The organism is Mesorhizobium calcicola, from assembly GCF_042682105.1.
In the GTDB taxonomy this organism is placed as follows: Bacteria; Pseudomonadota; Alphaproteobacteria; order Rhizobiales; family Rhizobiaceae; genus Mesorhizobium; species Mesorhizobium calcicola.
Genome location: NZ_JBHUGY010000020.1, coordinates 196,870 through 212,883, shown reverse-complemented (window position 1 = coordinate 212,883; position 16,014 = coordinate 196,870). Strand labels below are relative to the sequence as shown.

Annotated in this window: 14 protein-coding genes and 1 tRNA gene; 3 read left to right on the top strand and 12 right to left on the bottom strand. The window is 65.9% G+C overall.

From position 1 onward, the window contains the following. Positions 1 to 6: 6 nt before the first annotated feature. Positions 7 to 1,095, bottom strand: a complete 1,089-nt coding sequence (locus tag ACFSQT_RS13080; RefSeq protein ID WP_379019135.1) for a PLP-dependent cysteine synthase family protein — start codon at positions 1,093 to 1,095, stop codon at positions 7 to 9. Positions 1,096 to 1,309: 214 nt separating this feature from the next. Here ACFSQT_RS13080 and ACFSQT_RS13075 point away from each other — a divergent pair, with 214 nt between their 5' ends. Together ACFSQT_RS13075 and ACFSQT_RS13070 are read left to right on the top strand one after the other, a co-directional pair. Next, on the top strand, positions 1,310 to 3,334 hold the full coding sequence (locus ACFSQT_RS13075; RefSeq protein ID WP_379019133.1) for a transcriptional regulator: 2,025 nt from the start codon (positions 1,310 to 1,312) through the stop codon (positions 3,332 to 3,334). Positions 3,335 to 3,441: 107 nt separating this feature from the next. After that, positions 3,442 to 3,621: a hypothetical protein gene (locus ACFSQT_RS13070; protein ID WP_379019131.1), complete on the top strand. Its 180-nt coding sequence runs from the start codon at positions 3,442 to 3,444 to the stop codon at positions 3,619 to 3,621. Positions 3,622 to 3,700: 79 nt separating this feature from the next. Here the strand turns inward: ACFSQT_RS13070 and ACFSQT_RS13065 are convergent, their stop codons facing one another. From ACFSQT_RS13065 to ACFSQT_RS13015, 11 genes are all read right to left on the bottom strand, one after another. Continuing rightward, a complete protein-coding gene (locus ACFSQT_RS13065) occupies positions 3,701 to 4,009 on the bottom strand; it encodes a UBP-type zinc finger domain-containing protein (protein ID WP_379019129.1) in 309 nt (102 codons plus the stop codon). Further along, positions 4,009 to 5,703: an FAD-dependent oxidoreductase gene (locus tag ACFSQT_RS13060; protein WP_379019127.1), complete on the bottom strand. Its 1,695-nt coding sequence runs from the start codon at positions 5,701 to 5,703 to the stop codon at positions 4,009 to 4,011. The genes ACFSQT_RS13065 and ACFSQT_RS13060 overlap by 1 nt, the downstream gene beginning before the upstream one ends. A 150-nt stretch (positions 5,704 to 5,853) precedes the next feature. Next, positions 5,854 to 5,938 (bottom strand) — tRNA-Leu (locus ACFSQT_RS13055). Positions 5,939 to 6,012: 74 nt separating this feature from the next. Continuing rightward, a complete protein-coding gene (locus tag ACFSQT_RS13050; RefSeq protein WP_379019125.1) occupies positions 6,013 to 6,633 on the bottom strand; it encodes a 2,3-bisphosphoglycerate-dependent phosphoglycerate mutase in 621 nt (206 codons plus the stop codon). 82 nt (positions 6,634 to 6,715) lie between these two features. Next, positions 6,716 to 7,543 carry a 4-hydroxy-tetrahydrodipicolinate reductase gene (dapB, locus tag ACFSQT_RS13045; RefSeq protein ID WP_379019123.1) on the bottom strand — a complete coding sequence of 276 codons (828 nt, stop codon included), beginning with the start codon at positions 7,541 to 7,543 and terminating at the stop codon, positions 6,716 to 6,718. Further along, complete coding sequence (locus ACFSQT_RS13040; protein ID WP_379019428.1) at positions 7,540 to 9,435, bottom strand: ABC transporter ATP-binding protein; 1,896 nt, start codon at positions 9,433 to 9,435, stop codon at positions 7,540 to 7,542. The genes dapB and ACFSQT_RS13040 overlap by 4 nt, the downstream gene beginning before the upstream one ends. Positions 9,436 to 9,633: 198 nt before the next feature. Next, positions 9,634 to 10,674 carry a glucokinase gene (locus ACFSQT_RS13035; protein WP_379019121.1) on the bottom strand — a complete coding sequence of 347 codons (1,041 nt, stop codon included), beginning with the start codon at positions 10,672 to 10,674 and terminating at the stop codon, positions 9,634 to 9,636. A gap of 186 nt (positions 10,675 to 10,860) precedes the next feature. Next, complete coding sequence (gene mepA, locus ACFSQT_RS13030; protein ID WP_379019119.1) at positions 10,861 to 11,943, bottom strand: penicillin-insensitive murein endopeptidase; 1,083 nt, start codon at positions 11,941 to 11,943, stop codon at positions 10,861 to 10,863. Between the two features lie 147 nt (positions 11,944 to 12,090). Next, positions 12,091 to 12,993 carry an SDR family oxidoreductase gene (locus ACFSQT_RS13025; RefSeq protein WP_379019117.1) on the bottom strand — a complete coding sequence of 301 codons (903 nt, stop codon included), beginning with the start codon at positions 12,991 to 12,993 and terminating at the stop codon, positions 12,091 to 12,093. Next, positions 12,990 to 14,144 (bottom strand): tRNA epoxyqueuosine(34) reductase QueG, encoded by a 1,155-nt coding sequence (gene queG / locus ACFSQT_RS13020; protein WP_379019115.1) that lies wholly within the window; start codon positions 14,142 to 14,144, stop codon positions 12,990 to 12,992. Before queG ends, ACFSQT_RS13025 begins: the two co-directional genes overlap by 4 nt. Then, complete coding sequence (locus ACFSQT_RS13015) at positions 14,125 to 14,817, bottom strand: glutathione S-transferase family protein (RefSeq protein ID WP_109667600.1); 693 nt, start codon at positions 14,815 to 14,817, stop codon at positions 14,125 to 14,127. Before ACFSQT_RS13015 ends, queG begins: the two co-directional genes overlap by 20 nt. Before the next feature lie 160 nt (positions 14,818 to 14,977). Here ACFSQT_RS13015 and ACFSQT_RS13010 point away from each other — a divergent pair, with 160 nt between their 5' ends. Then, positions 14,978 to 15,784, top strand: coding sequence for an undecaprenyl-diphosphate phosphatase (locus tag ACFSQT_RS13010; RefSeq protein ID WP_379019113.1), 807 nt, complete (start codon positions 14,978 to 14,980; stop codon positions 15,782 to 15,784). Positions 15,785 to 16,014 lie beyond the last annotated feature (230 nt).

Below are 16,014 nucleotides of genomic sequence, written 5' to 3'. Positions count from 1 at the left end.
TCTCCGTCAAGCCGCCGGGAACTGGCAGCCGGGCGTCGAGCGCGACAGGGCGATCTCGTCGGCATCCATCTCGGTCTCGATGCCGTCGAACAGCGGCGTCGACATGTAGCGCTCGCCGGTGTCGGGCAGCATGCACAGGATCACCGCGCCGGCCGGCGCCCGTTCGGCGACCTGCCGCGCCACGGCGAAGGTGGCGCCGCCGGAAATGCCGGTGAAGACGCCTTCCTGCCGCGCCAGCGCCTTGGCCCATTTGATGCCTTCGGGTCCGGCAACCGGCATCACCTCGTCATACAGGCTGGTGTCGATCGCCTCCTGCAGCACGTTGGGGATGAAGTCCGGCGTCCAGCCCTGGATCGGGTGCGGCTCGAAGGCCGGATGGCTGGCGGTCGGAGCGCCATCGGCACCGCGCTGCTGTGCCTTGCCGCTGCCGATGAGCTGCGCGTTGGCCGGCTCCGAGAGCACGATGCGGACGTCCGGCCGTTCGCGGCGCAGCACGCGCGCCACGCCGACGACCGTGCCGCCGGTGCCATAGCCGGTGACGAAGCAATCGAGCCGCGAGCCGGCGAAGTCATTGATGATCTCGCGCGCCGTCGTCGCCTCGTGGATGGCGGCATTGGCCGCCGTCTCGAACTGGCGCGCAAGGAACCAGCCATTGGCCTCAGCCAGTTCGACCGCCTTCTTGTACATGCCAAAACCCTTTTCGGCGCGTGGCGTCAGCACCACCTTGGCGCCCAGCATGCGCATCAGCTTGCGGCGCTCGACGGAAAAGCTGTCGGCCATGGTGACGACCAGCGGATAGCCCTTCTGCGCGCAGACCATGGCCAGCCCGATGCCGGTGTTGCCGCTGGTCGCTTCGACCACCGTCTGGCCCGGCTTCAGCGCGCCGCCGCGCTCGCCCGCCTCGATGATGTTGAGCGCCAGCCGGTCCTTCACCGAAGCGCCGGGATTGAAGAACTCGGCCTTGACGTAGATCGTCGCGTGGGCCGGTCCCAGATTGTTGACACGCACCACCGGTGTGTCGCCGACGGTGTCGAGAATGCTGTCGAACAGGCGGCCGCGCCCCGCGGTGGTCCTTATTTTCCGTTGCTGCAACATTTTTGATCTCCTCGATCGTTTACCATCACAGGCCGGTTACAAACCGGCGGGTTGGGCGGCGAGGTTTCGAGACCTTGCCGCGCTAGGACTGACATGCCGGCATTGCGGCAATGGCGGCATCCGGCGCGGAAATTCGCCGCCGGATGCGCTTTGTCGGTTTCGATGATACAGCAGAGGCCGACAGGCCAGCGTGGGAGCAGGCGTGGAAACGCACGTGGAATCCGCCCGATCGAGGCTGGACGACGAAGCGTCCGGCCTGTCCGTGCGCCTGCTTGGATCGCTGACGATCTACCGCAACGGCATTCCGGTGGCGCTGCCGGCGTCGCGCAAGCTGCGTGCGCTGCTTGCCTATCTGGCGCTGGCGCCGCACGCCGTCGGCCGCGGTCGCCTGTGCGAGCTGTTGTGGGACGTGCCCAACGATCCCCGTGGCGAGCTGCGCTGGTGTCTCAGCAAATTGCGCGGCGCGCTCGACGCGCCGGACCGGCGCCGGGTCTCCACGCAAGGCGACACGGTCGCACTGGATCTGAGCGATTGCCTTGTCGACGCGCTGGAGGTCAGCCGCGCCGCCGCGCAAGGGATCGGCACGCTCGACGTGGAGCGGCTACGAGCGCTGGCCAAATTGTTCGCCGGCGATTTCCTCGACGGGCTGGAACTCGAGCGCAGCCCGCATTTCAACAGCTGGCTGGTCGCACAGCGCCGCCGTTTCCACTCATGCCACACCGCCGTGCTGGAGCATCTTGTCGCAAACCAACCGGCTGACACACCGGATGTGTCCGCGCATCTCGACAAATGGGTCGAGCTGGCGCCGTTCGACACGCGCGCGCATCTGGCCCTGCTGTCCAATCTGGTGGAGCGCGGCGCCATCGGCGCCGCCGAGGAGCATTTGGCATCGGCGGCGCGGCTGTTCCAGTCGGAGGCGCTTGATTTCGAATCGGTCGACGCCGCCTGGCGGGCGATGCGTGACCGACGGCCAGATGCCTCGCTCCGGGCGCAGCCGGCCTGCCTGTCCGCGGTATCACGCTTGGTCGCCGCACCCGACGATGCCGGCCCGGTCGAGCCGAGCCACGCTTCGCTGGCGGTGATGCCGTTTGTCGAGGAAAGCGGCGGCGCGCGTGGCGGGCTCGCCGACGGTTTTACCCACGACATCATCACCCGTCTGGCGAAACTCAGGGATTTCTTCGTCATCGCGCGCGGATCGGTGTTTGCGCTGGCCGAGAAGAACATCGCGCCCGAGGATGCCGGCCGCCGGCTGAATGTCGACTATGTCGCCAACGGCACGGTGCGCAGCCCGGCCGGCCGCCTCATTGTCGGCGTCGAACTCATCGAGGTGCGCACCGCCAGGATCGTCTGGGCCGAAACCTTCGAGCGCCGGCCCGACGACATTTTCGCCGTGCTCGACGATATCTGCAACAGCATCGTGTCGTCGATCTCGGCCGAGATCGAAACCGTCGAGCGCAACCGCGCCATGCTGAAGGCGCCCAATTCGCTCAACGCCTGGGAGGCCTATCATCGCGGCCTCTGGCACATGTACCGCTTCACCCAGGCCGAGAACGAGCAGGCGCGGCATTTCTTCGACATGGCCTTGCGGCTCGATCCAACCTTTGCCCGTGCCTATGCCGGCCTCTCCTTCACCCATTGGCAGAACGCCTTCCAGCGCTGGGGCGACCGCGACCGGGAAAGCGCGCTGGCCTTCGAGAGCGCCGGCCACGGCCTGCTGGTCGACGATCACAATCCGGCCGCGCACTGGGCAATGGGCCGGGCGCTGTGGCTGCGCGGCGAGCAGGACGGCTCGCTGCTCGAACTGGAACGGGCGGTGGATCTCAGCCCCAACTTCGCGCTTGGCCATTACGCGCTGTCTTTCGTGCATTCGCAGTCGGGCGACCCGCATGCGGCGATCGGCTCTTCCGACCATTCGCGCCATCTCAGCCCGTTCGACCCGCTGCTGTTCGGCATGCTGGGGGCAAGGGCGATGGCGCATGTCCGGCTCGGCCAGTTCGAGGAAGCGGCCGAATGGGCACTGAAAGCGGCGGCGCGGCCCAACGCCCACGCCATCATCCTGGCGATCGCCGCACACTGCCTGGCGCTGGCGGGACGCGTCGACGAGGCGCGCGGCTTTGCCGCCGCCATCCGCAAGACATTGCCGAACTACGGCGTCGACGATTTCATCGGCACCTTCCGCTTCGAGCCGGACGCGGTGGCGCTGTTCCGGCAAGGCGCCAGGCGGATCGGGCTGGGCTGAGGGGATCGCCACCCTCGCCTCAATTCCGCCGGGTTAACAAAGTCGGAAGGGGTTGCTTAACCGTTCCCGGCTATCTCACGCCCGGGGGGTCTGACAGAGTGAGCATGATGAGCAACAGCCCCGAAAAGCGCAACGAATGGCGCGCCATCTTTTACGTGCAAGCCCGCGTTGCCATCCTGTTCGTGCCGGTTGTCGCCAGCCTGCTGCTCATCGCCGCACTTGCCGGCAACGAACGCAAATCCGTCCCCAGCACGGTTGACCCGACCGTCACCGGCTCCGTGCGATAACGGGGCGTATGCGCGCCCACCATTGGTGATTGCCGGGCTTCTTATTTGGGGCTCTGGATCATCCGCGCTGGGTGCGACCTCAATAAAATTTTGGGATCGGCCCGTTCTGCGGCGTAACGCGGTCGCCGAGGTCGAGAAAGACCTCGTCGATGTAGCACCATCCCCAGCCTTCCGGTGGATCGTAGCCCTCGATGATCGGATGGCGGGTGGCGTGAAAATGCTTGGTGGCATGGCGGTTGGGCGAGTCGTCGCAGCAGCCGACATGGCCGCAGGTACGGCACAGCCGCAGATGCACCCATTGCGAGCCGCTCTTCAGACACTCCTCGCAGCCGAGCGCACTCGGTGTCACGTCCTTGATCCCAGCCGCATGCCTGCATTCATCCGCCATCACACTCTCCCGATCAATTGAGGCGCGACGGCTTGGTTGCCGTCCTGCGCGAGATAGGCATGCAACGCCGCCACCACCTGGGCGCCTTCGCCGACAGCGGCCGCGACGCGTTTGACCGAGCCGGCGCGGACGTCGCCGATGGCAAACACGCCACTGCGGCTGGTCTCCATCACGCCATGCCCCGATCCCAGGTCGGATCCGGTGCGCACGAAACCCTTGGCGTCCAGCGCCACGTTGCAGTTCGTCAACCAGTCCGTATTCGGGTCGGCGCCGATGAACAGGAAGAGATGGCGGATCGGGCGTGTCGTTTGCACGCCGCTGGCGCGGTTGCGCCAGCGCATGGTCGCAAGGTTGCCCCCGTCGCCTTCCAGCGCCTCGACCTCGGCCCCGGTCAGCACCTCGATGTTCGGCTGCGCCCTGATGCGTTCGACGAGGTAGCGCGACATGCTGGCGTCCAGACTGCCGCCGCGCGCCAGCAGCGCCACCTTGCGCACATGGCTGGCCAGGTAGACGGCCGCCTGTCCGGCCGAATTGCCGGCGCCGACCAGTGCCACTTCCTGGCCCGCGCAAAGCTGTGCTTCGATCGGCGAGGCCCAATAGTGCACGCATGTTCCCTCGAACTGGGCCAGATTGGCGACATCGAGGCGGCGATAGCGCGCGCCGCTGGCGATCACCACGGTGCGCGTCCGCACGGTCTCGCCGTCGCCGACATCAAGCGCGTAACGGGCGCCGTCGGTCGCGGCGCTCAGCAGCTTCGCCTCGTCCGGGATCACCATTTCGACGCCGAATTTCTGCGCCTGGTTGTAGGCGCGCGCCATCAGCGCCATGCCCGAAATGCCGGTCGGGAAGCCGAGATAGTTCTCGATGCGCGAGGAGGCGCCGGCCTGTCCGCCGAAGGCCCGGCAATCGAGCACGATGGTCGACAGCCCTTCGGAGGCCGCATAGACCGCGGCCGCCAGCCCCGCCGGTCCGGCGCCGACTATGGCGACGTCGTATAATTTGTCGGCATCGATCGGCCGCAGCAGGCCGATGCAGCGGGCGAGGTCCTTCTCGCCGGGATTGAGCAGCAGCCGGCCGTTCGGACACAGCACGATCGGCAGATGATGAGGGTCGACGTGGAAGCGCTCGACCAGGGTTTTGGCGCAAGGATCGCTGTCGGAATCAAGCACGCGGTGCGGCTGACCGCTGCGGGCGAGGAACCCCTGCAGCCGCAAGACGTCGCGGTTGTCGACGGGGCCGATGATGATCGGCCCGCTGGCGGCGCTTTCCAGCAGCCCGACACGGCGCAGGATCAGCGCCCGCATGATGCGCTCGCCGAGATTGGCCTCCTGCACCATCAGGTCGCGCAGCCGCTGCGAGGCGATGACGAACGCCTCCACCGGCTCGGCGGCTTGCGCATTCACCAGCGAAGGCCGGGCAGAAAGCTGGGCCAGTTCACCGACGAAGCTGCCCGGACCATGCGTGACGATCGTTTCGCGCCGACCGAGCCCGCCATCCTGGATGATGTCGACCTTGCCCGACAGGACGACGATCAGGCCGGGCGCCACATCGCCGGCCGTGATGATGTGCTCGCCGGCGGCATAGACGCTGGCCTCGCCGAACCGGCGCATGCGATCGATGTCGGCCTGAGCCAGCGTCGGGAACGCCTGATCGCGACGGGTGCTGAAGATCGGATTGGTGGTGGTTTGAGACATGGTTTCGACCGTACCGAAGCGGCCGCGCAGTTTGAAGCGGTTTGTTCGGCGCCTAGCCGGGAGGAGAGGTTGGCGGGCAAAGTAAAAGCCCGGACGAACCGGGCTTTTACTTTGGGTTTCTGAACCGTCGAATGGCTCGAAACGGGAATTTGGTGCCCAGAAGAGGACTCGAACCTCCACTCCTTGCGGAACACGGACCTGAACCGTGCGCGTCTACCAATTCCGCCATCTGGGCTGGTGCGGGCTCATGTAAGCGGGCAAGCGATGTGTGTCAACGCGCTTTTTTCAAAGCGTTTGCCGCTTGCCGGCTCAGCTCTCCAGGACTTCCTTGGAAGCCACCGTCGAATCGGCGTTGAGCGTGTAGATGACCGGCACGCCGGTGCCGAGTTCCAGCTTGACGATCTCCTCGCCCGACTTGCCGTCCAGCGCCATGATCAGCGCGCGCAGCGAGTTGCCGTGGGCGGCGACCAGCACGGTACCGCCGCGCAGCACATGCGGCTGCAGGTCGTGCAGGTAGTAGGGCCAGACGCGGGCGCCGGTGTCCTTCAGGCTTTCGCCGCCGGGCGGCGACACGTCGTAGGAGCGGCGCCAGACATGCACCTGCTCCTCGCCCCATTTCTTGCGGGCGTCGTCCTTGTTGAGGCCGGAGAGATCGCCATAGTCGCGCTCGTTCAGCGCCTGGTCGCGGATGGTTTTGAGATCGCTCTGGCCGACCGCGTCGAGAATGTGCTGGCAGGTTTTTTGCGCCCGGACCAGCGCCGAGGTGAAGGCGATGTCGAATTTCAGGCCGCGCGCCTTGAGCTTCTGGCCGGCGGACTTGCCCTCGGCGTGGCCCTGCTCGGTCAGGTCGACGTCGCGCCAGCCGGTGAACAGGTTCTTCAGGTTCCATTCGCTCTGGCCGTGGCGCACGAGCACGAGGGTTCTCGACATGTTTGCTCCCTTCAAGAGCAATTCCGGGAACAGCGTGAAGCGGTTTTCCGTCCGGAATTGCGTTAAAACAGTGGATGTCCGCTCAGCTGAGGCCGAGCACGTCCCGCATCGAATACAGTCCCGGCTTGCGGCGGCGTGCCCACAGGGCCGCCTTGACGGCGCCGCGGGCGAAGATGGCGCGGTCCTCGGCATGGTGGGACAGCGTGATGCGCTCGCCGGTGCCGGCCAGCATCACGCTGTGGTCGCCGACCACCGAGCCGCCGCGCAGCGTGGCAAAGCCGATCGAGCCGGGCTTGCGGACGCCGGTGTGGCCGTCGCGGACGCGCACATCGTTGCCGGCGAGCGCGATGCCGCGCCCGGTGGCGGCGGCCTCGCCGAGCAGCAGCGCTGTGCCCGACGGCGCGTCGACCTTGTGCTTGTGGTGCATTTCGAGGATCTCGATGTCGAAATCGTCGGCGTCGAGCGCGCGCGCCGCCTGTTCGACCAGCACCGCCAGAAGATTGACGCCGAGGCTCATATTGCCCGACTTGACGATCATGGCGTGGCGCGCCGCCGCCGCGATTGCCGCATTGTCGTCGGCCGAGCATCCCGTGGTGCCGATGACATGGACGATGCGCGCCTGCGCCGCGTAACCGGCGAATTCGACGCTCGAGGCCGGCGTGGTGAAGTCGAGCACGCCGTCTGCCCTGGCGAAGACCGGCAGCGGATCGTCGCCGATCGGCACGTCGATGCGGCCGACGCCGGCAAGTTCGCCGGCATCCCTGCCCAGATAGGGCGAACCCGCACGCTCGACGGCGCCGATGACCCGGACGCCTGGAATGGTGCGGATGGCGCGGATCAGCGTCTGGCCCATGCGGCCGGCCGCGCCGACCACCACCAGGCCCATATCCGTTGCGGGCGTATCGCTCATGTCGTGCTCCCGGCGATGCTCTGCGTCTCAATGCCCTGGATTGGGCCCTGAACCGGACCCTGAACTGGACCGCGTGCCGAAGTCTGGATCGGCGCGCTGTCGTCGACAAGTCCCAGGCCCTTGACGCCCTGGATGCGGTGGAAGCGCGCATAGACGCTGTGCGGATCGGCCATCAGCGAGGCATGCGTGCCCTCTTCGACCAGCCGGCCCTGTTCCATGACGATGATGTGATCGGCGTTGACCACCGTCGACAGCCGGTGAGCGATGACGATGGTGGTGCGCCCTTCCATGACCTGGGTGAGCGCCTGCTGGACACGGGCCTCCGCCTCGTTGTCGAGCGCCGATGTTGCCTCGTCGAGCAAAAGGATCGGCGCCTGCCGCACGATGGCACGGGCAATCGATACGCGCTGGCGCTGGCCGCCCGACAGCGTGACGCCGTTCTCGCCGACTTGCGTGTCATAGCCCTGCGGCTGCTGGCGGATGAAATCGTCGGCCGCAGCCTGTTGCGCGGCGCGCTCGATCTCGGCATCGGTGGCGCTCAGCCGGCCGTAGCGGATGTTGTCGCGGATGGTGCCTTCGAACAGATAGGGCTGCTGGGAGACATAGGCGATGGAGCCGCGCAGCGACTGTTTGGTGATCTTTGAAATGTCCTGGCCGTCGATCTCGATCGTGCCCGCCTCGACGTCATAAAAGCGCTGCAGCAGCGCCACCAGTGTCGTCTTGCCGGCGCCCGAGGCGCCGACGATGGCGGTCACCTTGCCGGCGGCGGCGACGAAGCTCAGATCCTGCAGGACCGGCGCTTCCTCGACATAGCGGAAGGACACGTTGTTGAAGCGCACTTCGCCGGAGGTGAATTTCGCTTCGGCGGCTCCCGACACGTCACTCTGCTGCGGCTCGATGTCGAGAAGTTCGTAGATCATGCGCGCGTTGACCAGCGCGCGTTCCATGCCGACCTGCATGCGCGCCAGCCGGCGGGCCGGATCATAGGCCAGCGTCAGCGCCGTGATGAAGGAAAAGACCGCGCCGGGCGGCTGGCCCAAAACGGTGGCCCGGTAGCCGGAATAGGCGATGACGCTGGCGAACGCGATCCCGGCCAGCAGTTCGGAAATCGGCGTCAGCCGCTCCGAGACGCGGGCGATCTTGTTCGACCGCTGTTCCGCATCGTCGGCGAGCTTGTTGATCCGGCGCGACAGCTCGTCCTCCATGGTGAAGGCCTTGACGATGGCGATGCCTTGGGTGGCCTCCTGCATGGCGCCGATCAGCCGCGAGTTGATCTGCACCGATTCACGCGTGATGCGCCGCACCCGGCGCATCAAATAGGTGACGGTCCAGATCAGCGGCGGCCCGATCAGCAGCGAACTCAAGGAGAGCAGCGGATCCTGATAGATCATGACACCGACCAGGCCGACCAGCGAGACGGCGTCGCGCGCGATCGAGGTCACCGTCATCGACAGCAGGTCGCGAATGCCATTGACGTTCTCGTTGACCTGCGCCGCCAGCCGCCCGGAGCGGGTGTCGTTGAAGAAGCTGACGCCGAGCTTCATCAGGTGGTTGAAGATGCGCTGCTGGTAGCGCGCCACCAGATTGTTGCCGATCCTGGCCATCGTCACCGCCTGGCCGTAGCCGGCAAGCCCGCGCAGAATGAAAGCCCCCAGCAGCGCCGCGCAGATCCAGGGAATCAGATCGCCGCGCCGCTCATAGAAGATCTGGTTGACGACCGGGCTCATGATCCAGGCGGCAAGCGCCGTCGTCGCCGACACGGTCAGCAGGCAGAGGATCGTGAAAACATACGCGCCGCGATAGTCGCGGCCGTTTTCCCTGAGGATGCGGCGGATTACCGCCACGATCTCGCCGGCACGGGGTCTCGACAGATTGGGAGGTTGAAGTGTCAAATCGGAGCGCTTCACAGGTTTCCGCTTCCCGCGGCCGGGCAATTTGGCACCCCTCTTAGCGCCAAGGAGCCAGCTTGCCTATGCCTAGAGCCGGATGATTTCAGGTCGAATCGACCTGAAATCTGAATCCGCCTCTAAATTAAAGACATAGAGCATGATGTCTTCCGAAAACCGCTTCACACTTTTCGGCATCATGCTCTAGGGATGACTAACTTCGTCGCGCCAGCGGCGGCCCGCGGTCTGGACCCCGAACAGCGAGGGGTTCCGGGCATATGCTGCAAGGCCCAAAAGCGCTGCCAGCGGGTGGGTGATCACATAGACCGGCATGGTGCGCATGAGCGCGCTGTGCGGCGCCTTGTCCTCGAAGGCGGAACGGAAATTGCCGGCCTTCAGCGCCGGGACTATCTTCTGCGCGATGCCGCCGGTGAGGAACACGCCGCCGCGGCTCATGAACACCAAGGCAAGATCGCCGGCGGTGCGGCCGAGGCAGGTGACGAAGGTCTCCAGCGCTTCCTCCGCAACCGGATCGGTCTTGGCCAGCGCCGCGGCGGTGACCTCCGCCGGCGTGGTGAAGGGGGCTGGCTTGCCATCCGCCTTGGCCACCGCCCGGTAGACGTTGACGAGGCCGCGTCCGCACAGGATCTGCTCGCCCGAAATGCGGCCCTCGAGCTTCTCGATATGCGGGAAAACCTCGAAATCGCGCGGCGTGCGTGGACCGATGTCCATATGGCCGCCTTCGCCCGGCACCGGTATCCAGTGGGAAAGCGCATAGACCAGTCCGGCAACGCCGAGCCCGGTGCCGGGACCGAGCACAACGCGCCCGGCATTGGGCTCCGGCGTGCCGCCGCCGATCTTTTCCATGTGCTCCTCGCCGAGCGCGACGACGGCCAGCGCCTGCGCCTCGAAATCGTTGAGCACGACGATGTCGCTCAAGCCGAGGTTGGCGAACATCTGCCTGGGCTTGACGATCCAGGGACAGTTGGTGAGTTCGATCTCGTCGCCGTCGACCGGGCCGGCCACCGCCAGCACCGCCGAATTGGGGCGGACCGACGAGCGGTCGAGCACGGCCGCCTGGATCGCCTCGTCGATGGTGTTGTAATTGGCGGTCTGCACGATGATCGGATCGCCGGCCTCGGAATTGGCGTCGAGCACGATCGAGAAGCGCGCATTGGTGCCGCCAATGTCGCCGATCAGGATCGGAAACCGCAACAAAGTATCGTCATCGCCCATGCTTGGCATGCTCTCGTCCGTCCCCGGCGCCCCCGACGGCGTATCGCCGTTCTCCTGTTGACTAGCGCATGAGTTTGAAAAGGGAAACGGTTTTCGAGACCAGCGGCGCGCAGAGACAGGTTCTGCGGCCAAACGGCCACTATTCGCAAAACCGACACGCTAAACCGGTTCAATCCTGGATAAATTCCACGGCGCTCAGTTTCCCGGCCGTGGCCGCGGCAGCGGGATGCCGATCTCGGGGGTCGCGGTGAAAGCGTTGACCGAGGTTGGCAGACCGGCCGCGCCACTGGCCGTGGTGGCGGGCAGCGAAGGCGCTTCGGGTTCAGGCGCCGCGGCCGCAACCGGCACGCTGCCACCATGATAGGTCGCGGCCTCGGCGGACGCCGGCCCCGGCGCGTCGAGCACGGCGCGGCATTCCTTGGGCAGGTTCGCCATCGTCATCAGGTCGCGCGCCTTCGGCGCATCCGGGTTCTTGTTGGGCCGCCAGGGCTCCTGGGTGAACCACCACGCCAGCGGCTTGCCGCAACCGTCATCGGCCGGCGTCGCTTCCTGTGCCTTGCAGTTGGGGGAGCCAGGCTGGCAGCCGATGCGCATGTGGAAATGATAGTCATGGCCCCAGAACGGCCTGATCTTGCGAAGCCAGTCGCGGTCGCCCTTGACGGTGTCGCAGAGCTTTTTCTTGATGCCCGGATTGACCAGGATGCGCTCGACCTCGGGATAGCCCGCCGCCCGCTGCAAAAGCCGCGTATGCGCCGGCGTCCACAGCGCGTCCTTCACCAGATGGGTCTTCTCGTCGACCATCAAGGTGGCGCTCATGCCCTCGCGCTGCGCCATCGACAACGGGCGGCTGGGCATCGGCGTCAGCCAGATGTCGGCGTCAAGGCCGATCTGGTGCGAGGCATGGCCTGTCATCATCGGGCCGCCGCGCGGCTGCGAAATGTCGCCGATCAGCAGGCCCGGCCAACCATCGGCGGCGGCGTCGCGCGACAGTTTCTCGATCACCGCGATCATCGCCGGATGGCCCCAGCGGCGGTTGCGCGACGGCCGCATCACCTCCCAGGTCGGACCGTCCATGGGAATGGCGACACCACCGGCAAAACAGCCCTTAGAATAGAAGCCGATCGATTGCGATGCGATCGCCGCCGGCAGTTTCTTGGCGCCGAACAGATCTTTTGCTCGTTCCTCGGCCGCTGCCGGCTGCGCGGCGAAGGCAAGCAGACCGAGCATGACGGCAAGCAGTGATTTCCTGCCGAGAGATGACCGCATCACTGTCTTCATGAAACCGGTTCCCCCACCTCAATCTCGAGACCGAATCATAGCACGCAAAGCGCAACGCTTCGATCGCTAGAGCGGTTCACCGCTCTATCTCTTTGTTTTGACGCAATTCCGGACGGAAAACCGTGTCACACTTTTCCTGGAATTGCTTTAGCGCTTCATCGGGCTGCGCGCTTCGCCGGCGCGCCAGTCGCCGCTTGCCCACATATGGTCGAAGGCGGCGCGGTAATCCGGAAAGCGCAGGCAATAGCCCGCCGCCTTGATCGCCGCGTTGGCGACGCGCTTGTTCTCGCCATAGAAGGATCGCGCCATGGGCGAAAGTTGGGCGGCGTCGAAGGGAATTTCGGGCGGCGGCTCGACCCCCATCAGCTCGGCGGCATAAGCGACGACATCCTGCGGCGGCGCCGGCAGGTCGTCGGTGACGTTGAAGATGCCGCCTGTATTGCCTTCGATAAGCTGCCAGAGCGCACCAGCAATATCGTCGCAATGAATGCGGTTGAACACCTGGTCCGGCTTGACCAGCCGCCTTGCGGTGCCGTTTTCAAGATTGACCAAGGCGTTGCGGCCGGGCCCGTAAATGCCCGACAGGCGCAGGATCGCCACCGGCCGGCCGATCTCCCGGCCCAATTCCAGCCAGTCCTGTTCGGCCGCCACCCGCATCACCGAGCGCTTCGACACCGGCCGGCACTCGGCCGTTTCATCGACCCAGGCGCCGTCATAGTTGCCGTAGACGCCGACGGTCGAGAGATAGCCGATCCATTCAAGCGCCGGCATCCGGGCCATGATCGCCGCGCGGGCGGCATTCAGAACGGGATCGCCGGCCTCCTCCGGGCCGACCGAAATCACCAGATGCGTCGTTTTTCTCAGCGCATCGCCGATTTCGCCGGTCAGTGCGCCGTCAAACAGCAGCGGCGCCATGCCGGCCTGCCGCAGCGCCTCGAATTTCTCCGGCGAACGCGTCGTGCCAAGGATCGTGGCGGCACCCTTGTTCGCGCGGGCAAAAGCCTTGCCGGAATAACCGGCGCCGAAGATGAAGATCTGCTTTTCACTCATGCATGCGCCCTGGTTGGTCGTGCCAGACGCCATTCGTCGCGCACGGCTTCGTCACTCTCGGCTTTCAGGCCGGTCGTGGCCCGTTCGGAGTATTCTGCATCGGGCACGAGCCGCGCCAGCGCCCATATTGCCGCGCCCCGCACCAGCGGCGAGGCATCGTCCAGCAGCACGCGCACGGCGCCGGCAAGTGCTGCATCGCCGGAATTGCCGGCGGCGATCAGCACGTTGCGGACAAAACGGTCGCGGCCGATGCGTTTTATCGGCGAACCGGAGAAGAAGGCGCGGAAAGCTGCATCGTCGAGCCTGAGCAACTGGCCAAGCGGCGGCTCGCGCAATTCGTCGCGCGCGGCGAGTTTGGCCTCGGAAGCCGCCCGGGCGAACTTGTTCCACGGGCAGGCGGCGAGGCAGTCGTCGCAGCCATAGATCCGGTTGCCGATCTTCTCGCGGAATTCACGCGGGATCGGCCCCTTGTTCTCAATGGTGAGATAGGAGATGCAGCGCCGCGCATCGAGCCGGTAGGGCGCCGGGAAAGCACCGGTCGGGCAGGCGTCGAGGCAGGCGCGGCAGGAACCGCAATGGTCGATCTCGGCCCGGTCGGGCACCAGTTCGGCCGTGGTGAAGATGGTGCCGAGGAACAGCCAGGAGCCGTGCTCGCGGCTGACCAGATTGGTGTGCTTGCCTTGCCAACCAAGCCCGGCGGCCTCGGCCAACGGCTTCTCCATCACTGGTGCCGTGTCGACAAACACCTTCACGTCGCCGCCGGCGCGCGCCACGAGCTTGCCGGCGATCTCCTTCAGCCGGCCTTTCATCACCTCGTGATAGTCGCGGTTCTGCGCATAGACGGAGATCGCGCCACGGTCGCGCTTGGCCAGTACCCCGCGCGGATCATGGTCGGGGCCGTAATTCATCGCCAGCACGATGATCGAGCGCACCTGCGGCCAAAGCGCGGTTGGTTCGCCGCGGCGCTCAAGCGTCTCGGCGATCCAGTCCATCGAACCGTGAAAGCCGTCGGCAACGAATTCGGCCAGGCGGGCCGGCGCCAGCGGGATCGCATCGGGGGTGGTGACGGCGACGGCATCAAAGCCGGCGCGACGCGCCTCCGCGTCGATCAGCGCGCGCAGTTTTGCGGCGTCAGAAGTCGAGGTCCGCATAATGCGACACCGGCGACAGGCCGCGCACCCGGTCGGTCAAAAGCGGCCGGAAGGAGGGCCGAGACTTCACCCGCGTGTACCATTCGCGCGCAGCGGCGTGTTCGCGCCAGTCGATCTCGCCGAGATAGTCGAGCACCGACAGCGTCGCCGCCGCCGCGAGGTCGGCATAGGTGACCCTGCTGCCGGCCAGCCAGTGGCGGGTGCCGGCAAGCCAGTTGGTGTATTTCATGTGCTGGCGGATGTTGGCGCGCGCCGCACGGATCGCGCCCGAATCGGGCGAGCCGCCGCCCGCCGTTTCCGGCATCACCGGCTTCAGCACGCGCTCGCGCACCAGATGGCGGGTGACCTCGCTTTCGGCCTTGTTGAGATACCAGTCGATCAGCCGGCGGATTTCGGCGCGCTGCATCGGGTCTTCGGCGAACAGCCGCTTGTCGCGCTTCAGGACGCCGCGCGTCTCATCGAGATATTCCGAGATCACCGTTGCACCGACGATCGGCACGTCGCCTTCAGCCAAAAGGATCGGCAGTGTCCCGGCCGGGTTCAGCGCCAGGAACTCCTTGCGCCGGGTCCATGGCTTTTCCTCGATCAGGGCCAGTTCCTCGCCATACTCGCCGAAAGCGAGGCGGACGAACCGGCAGGTAGCGAACATGGGATGATGGAAAAGCGTCAGCATGGTTCCGCGATGATAAAGCGCACTGGCGAATCGCCGGTCGCACCGGTAAGTCTTGGCCGCCCGGTATGCGGGCCGTCAGGGTGTTGCGACCTATAGGGGCACTTCAACGCCATGACAAGCAAGCCGTTCTGTTAGCCGTCACGCCAATGCCGAGGTAGCCATGGAAAGCCAGACCATCGTCGAAGCCCTGCTGCTCGGCCTGCTGGAGGGGCTGACCGAGTTCATCCCGGTCTCGTCGACCGGCCATATCCTGCTCGCCGGCCATTTCCTCGGCTTCCATTCGACCGGCAAGGCCTTCGAGATCCTGATCCAGCTCGGCGCCATCCTGGCGATTCTGAGCGTCTATTTCCGCCGCCTGTGGCAAATGCTGCTCGATCTGCCGCATGACCGGCTGACCCGGCATTTCGTCATCGGCATTCTCATCGCCTTCCTGCCGGCGGCCGTCATCGGCGCGCTGGCGCATGACTTCATCAAGACGGTGCTGTTCGAATCGCCAAGGCTGATCTGCATTATGCTGATCATCGGCGGCGTCGTGCTGCTGGCGGTGGACCGCATGAACCTCAAGCCGGTCTACCGCGACGTCGAGCGGTTCCCGACCCGGCTTTACCTGCAGATCGGGCTTTTCCAGTGCCTGTCGCTGATTCCCGGCACGTCGCGCTCGGGATCGACCATCGTCGGCGCGCTGCTTCTGGGCGTCGACAAGCGGGCGGCGGCGGAATTCTCGTTCTTCCTCGCCATCCCGACCATGGTCGGCGCCTTCGCCTTCGACCTGTTCAAGAACCGCAATGTGCTCAGCAGCGCCGACCTGCCGATCATCGCCATAGGCTTCGTCGCAGCCTTCGTCGCGGCGCTCATCGTCGTACGCTTCCTGCTCGATTACGTCTCGCGCAACGGCTACTCGCTGTTCGGCTGGTGGCGGCTGGTGGTTGGTGGCGTCGGGCTGGTGGCGTTGATGATCTGGGGGTGAGGAGTGGTCCGCAGCCTGTGCGACTTCGTCATCCACGGGCGGAGCAAGGAGCGTAGCGACGCAGCGCAGACCCAAGGATCCATGCCGTGAGCCAGATCGAAGAGCGCTGCGGTCGAGAATAGCCATTGCCAGGCGCGCCGTCTCTCGCGGGAAGTCTTCCACGTTCTGCACTGCAGCAGCGCTTAAAGGTCGCGGCATGGATCCTCGGGTCTCCGCGACGTCGCTTCGCT

Excerpts from the sequence above, each read along its gene's own strand:
- ACFSQT_RS13060 (WP_379019127.1), bottom strand. The coding sequence starts at position 5,703 with ATGTCTCAAACCACCACCAATCCGATCTTCAGCACCCGTCGCGATCAG.
- ACFSQT_RS13080 (WP_379019135.1), bottom strand. The coding sequence starts at position 1,095 with ATGTTGCAGCAACGGAAAATAAGGACCACCGCGGGGCGCGGCCGCCTG.
- ACFSQT_RS13035 (WP_379019121.1), bottom strand. The coding sequence starts at position 10,674 with ATGCCAAGCATGGGCGATGACGATACTTTGTTGCGGTTTCCGATCCTG.
- ACFSQT_RS13025 (WP_379019117.1), bottom strand. The coding sequence starts at position 12,993 with ATGAGTGAAAAGCAGATCTTCATCTTCGGCGCCGGTTATTCCGGCAAG.
- mepA (WP_379019119.1), bottom strand. The coding sequence starts at position 11,943 with ATGAAGACAGTGATGCGGTCATCTCTCGGCAGGAAATCACTGCTTGCC.
- ACFSQT_RS13050 (WP_379019125.1), bottom strand. The coding sequence starts at position 6,633 with ATGTCGAGAACCCTCGTGCTCGTGCGCCACGGCCAGAGCGAATGGAAC.
- ACFSQT_RS13070 (WP_379019131.1), top strand. The coding sequence starts at position 3,442 with ATGAGCAACAGCCCCGAAAAGCGCAACGAATGGCGCGCCATCTTTTAC.
- dapB (WP_379019123.1), bottom strand. The coding sequence starts at position 7,543 with ATGAGCGATACGCCCGCAACGGATATGGGCCTGGTGGTGGTCGGCGCG.
- queG (WP_379019115.1), bottom strand. The coding sequence starts at position 14,144 with ATGCGGACCTCGACTTCTGACGCCGCAAAACTGCGCGCGCTGATCGAC.
- ACFSQT_RS13065 (WP_379019129.1), bottom strand. The coding sequence starts at position 4,009 with ATGGCGGATGAATGCAGGCATGCGGCTGGGATCAAGGACGTGACACCG.
- ACFSQT_RS13015 (WP_109667600.1), bottom strand. The coding sequence starts at position 14,817 with ATGCTGACGCTTTTCCATCATCCCATGTTCGCTACCTGCCGGTTCGTC.
- ACFSQT_RS13010 (WP_379019113.1), top strand. The coding sequence starts at position 14,978 with ATGGAAAGCCAGACCATCGTCGAAGCCCTGCTGCTCGGCCTGCTGGAG.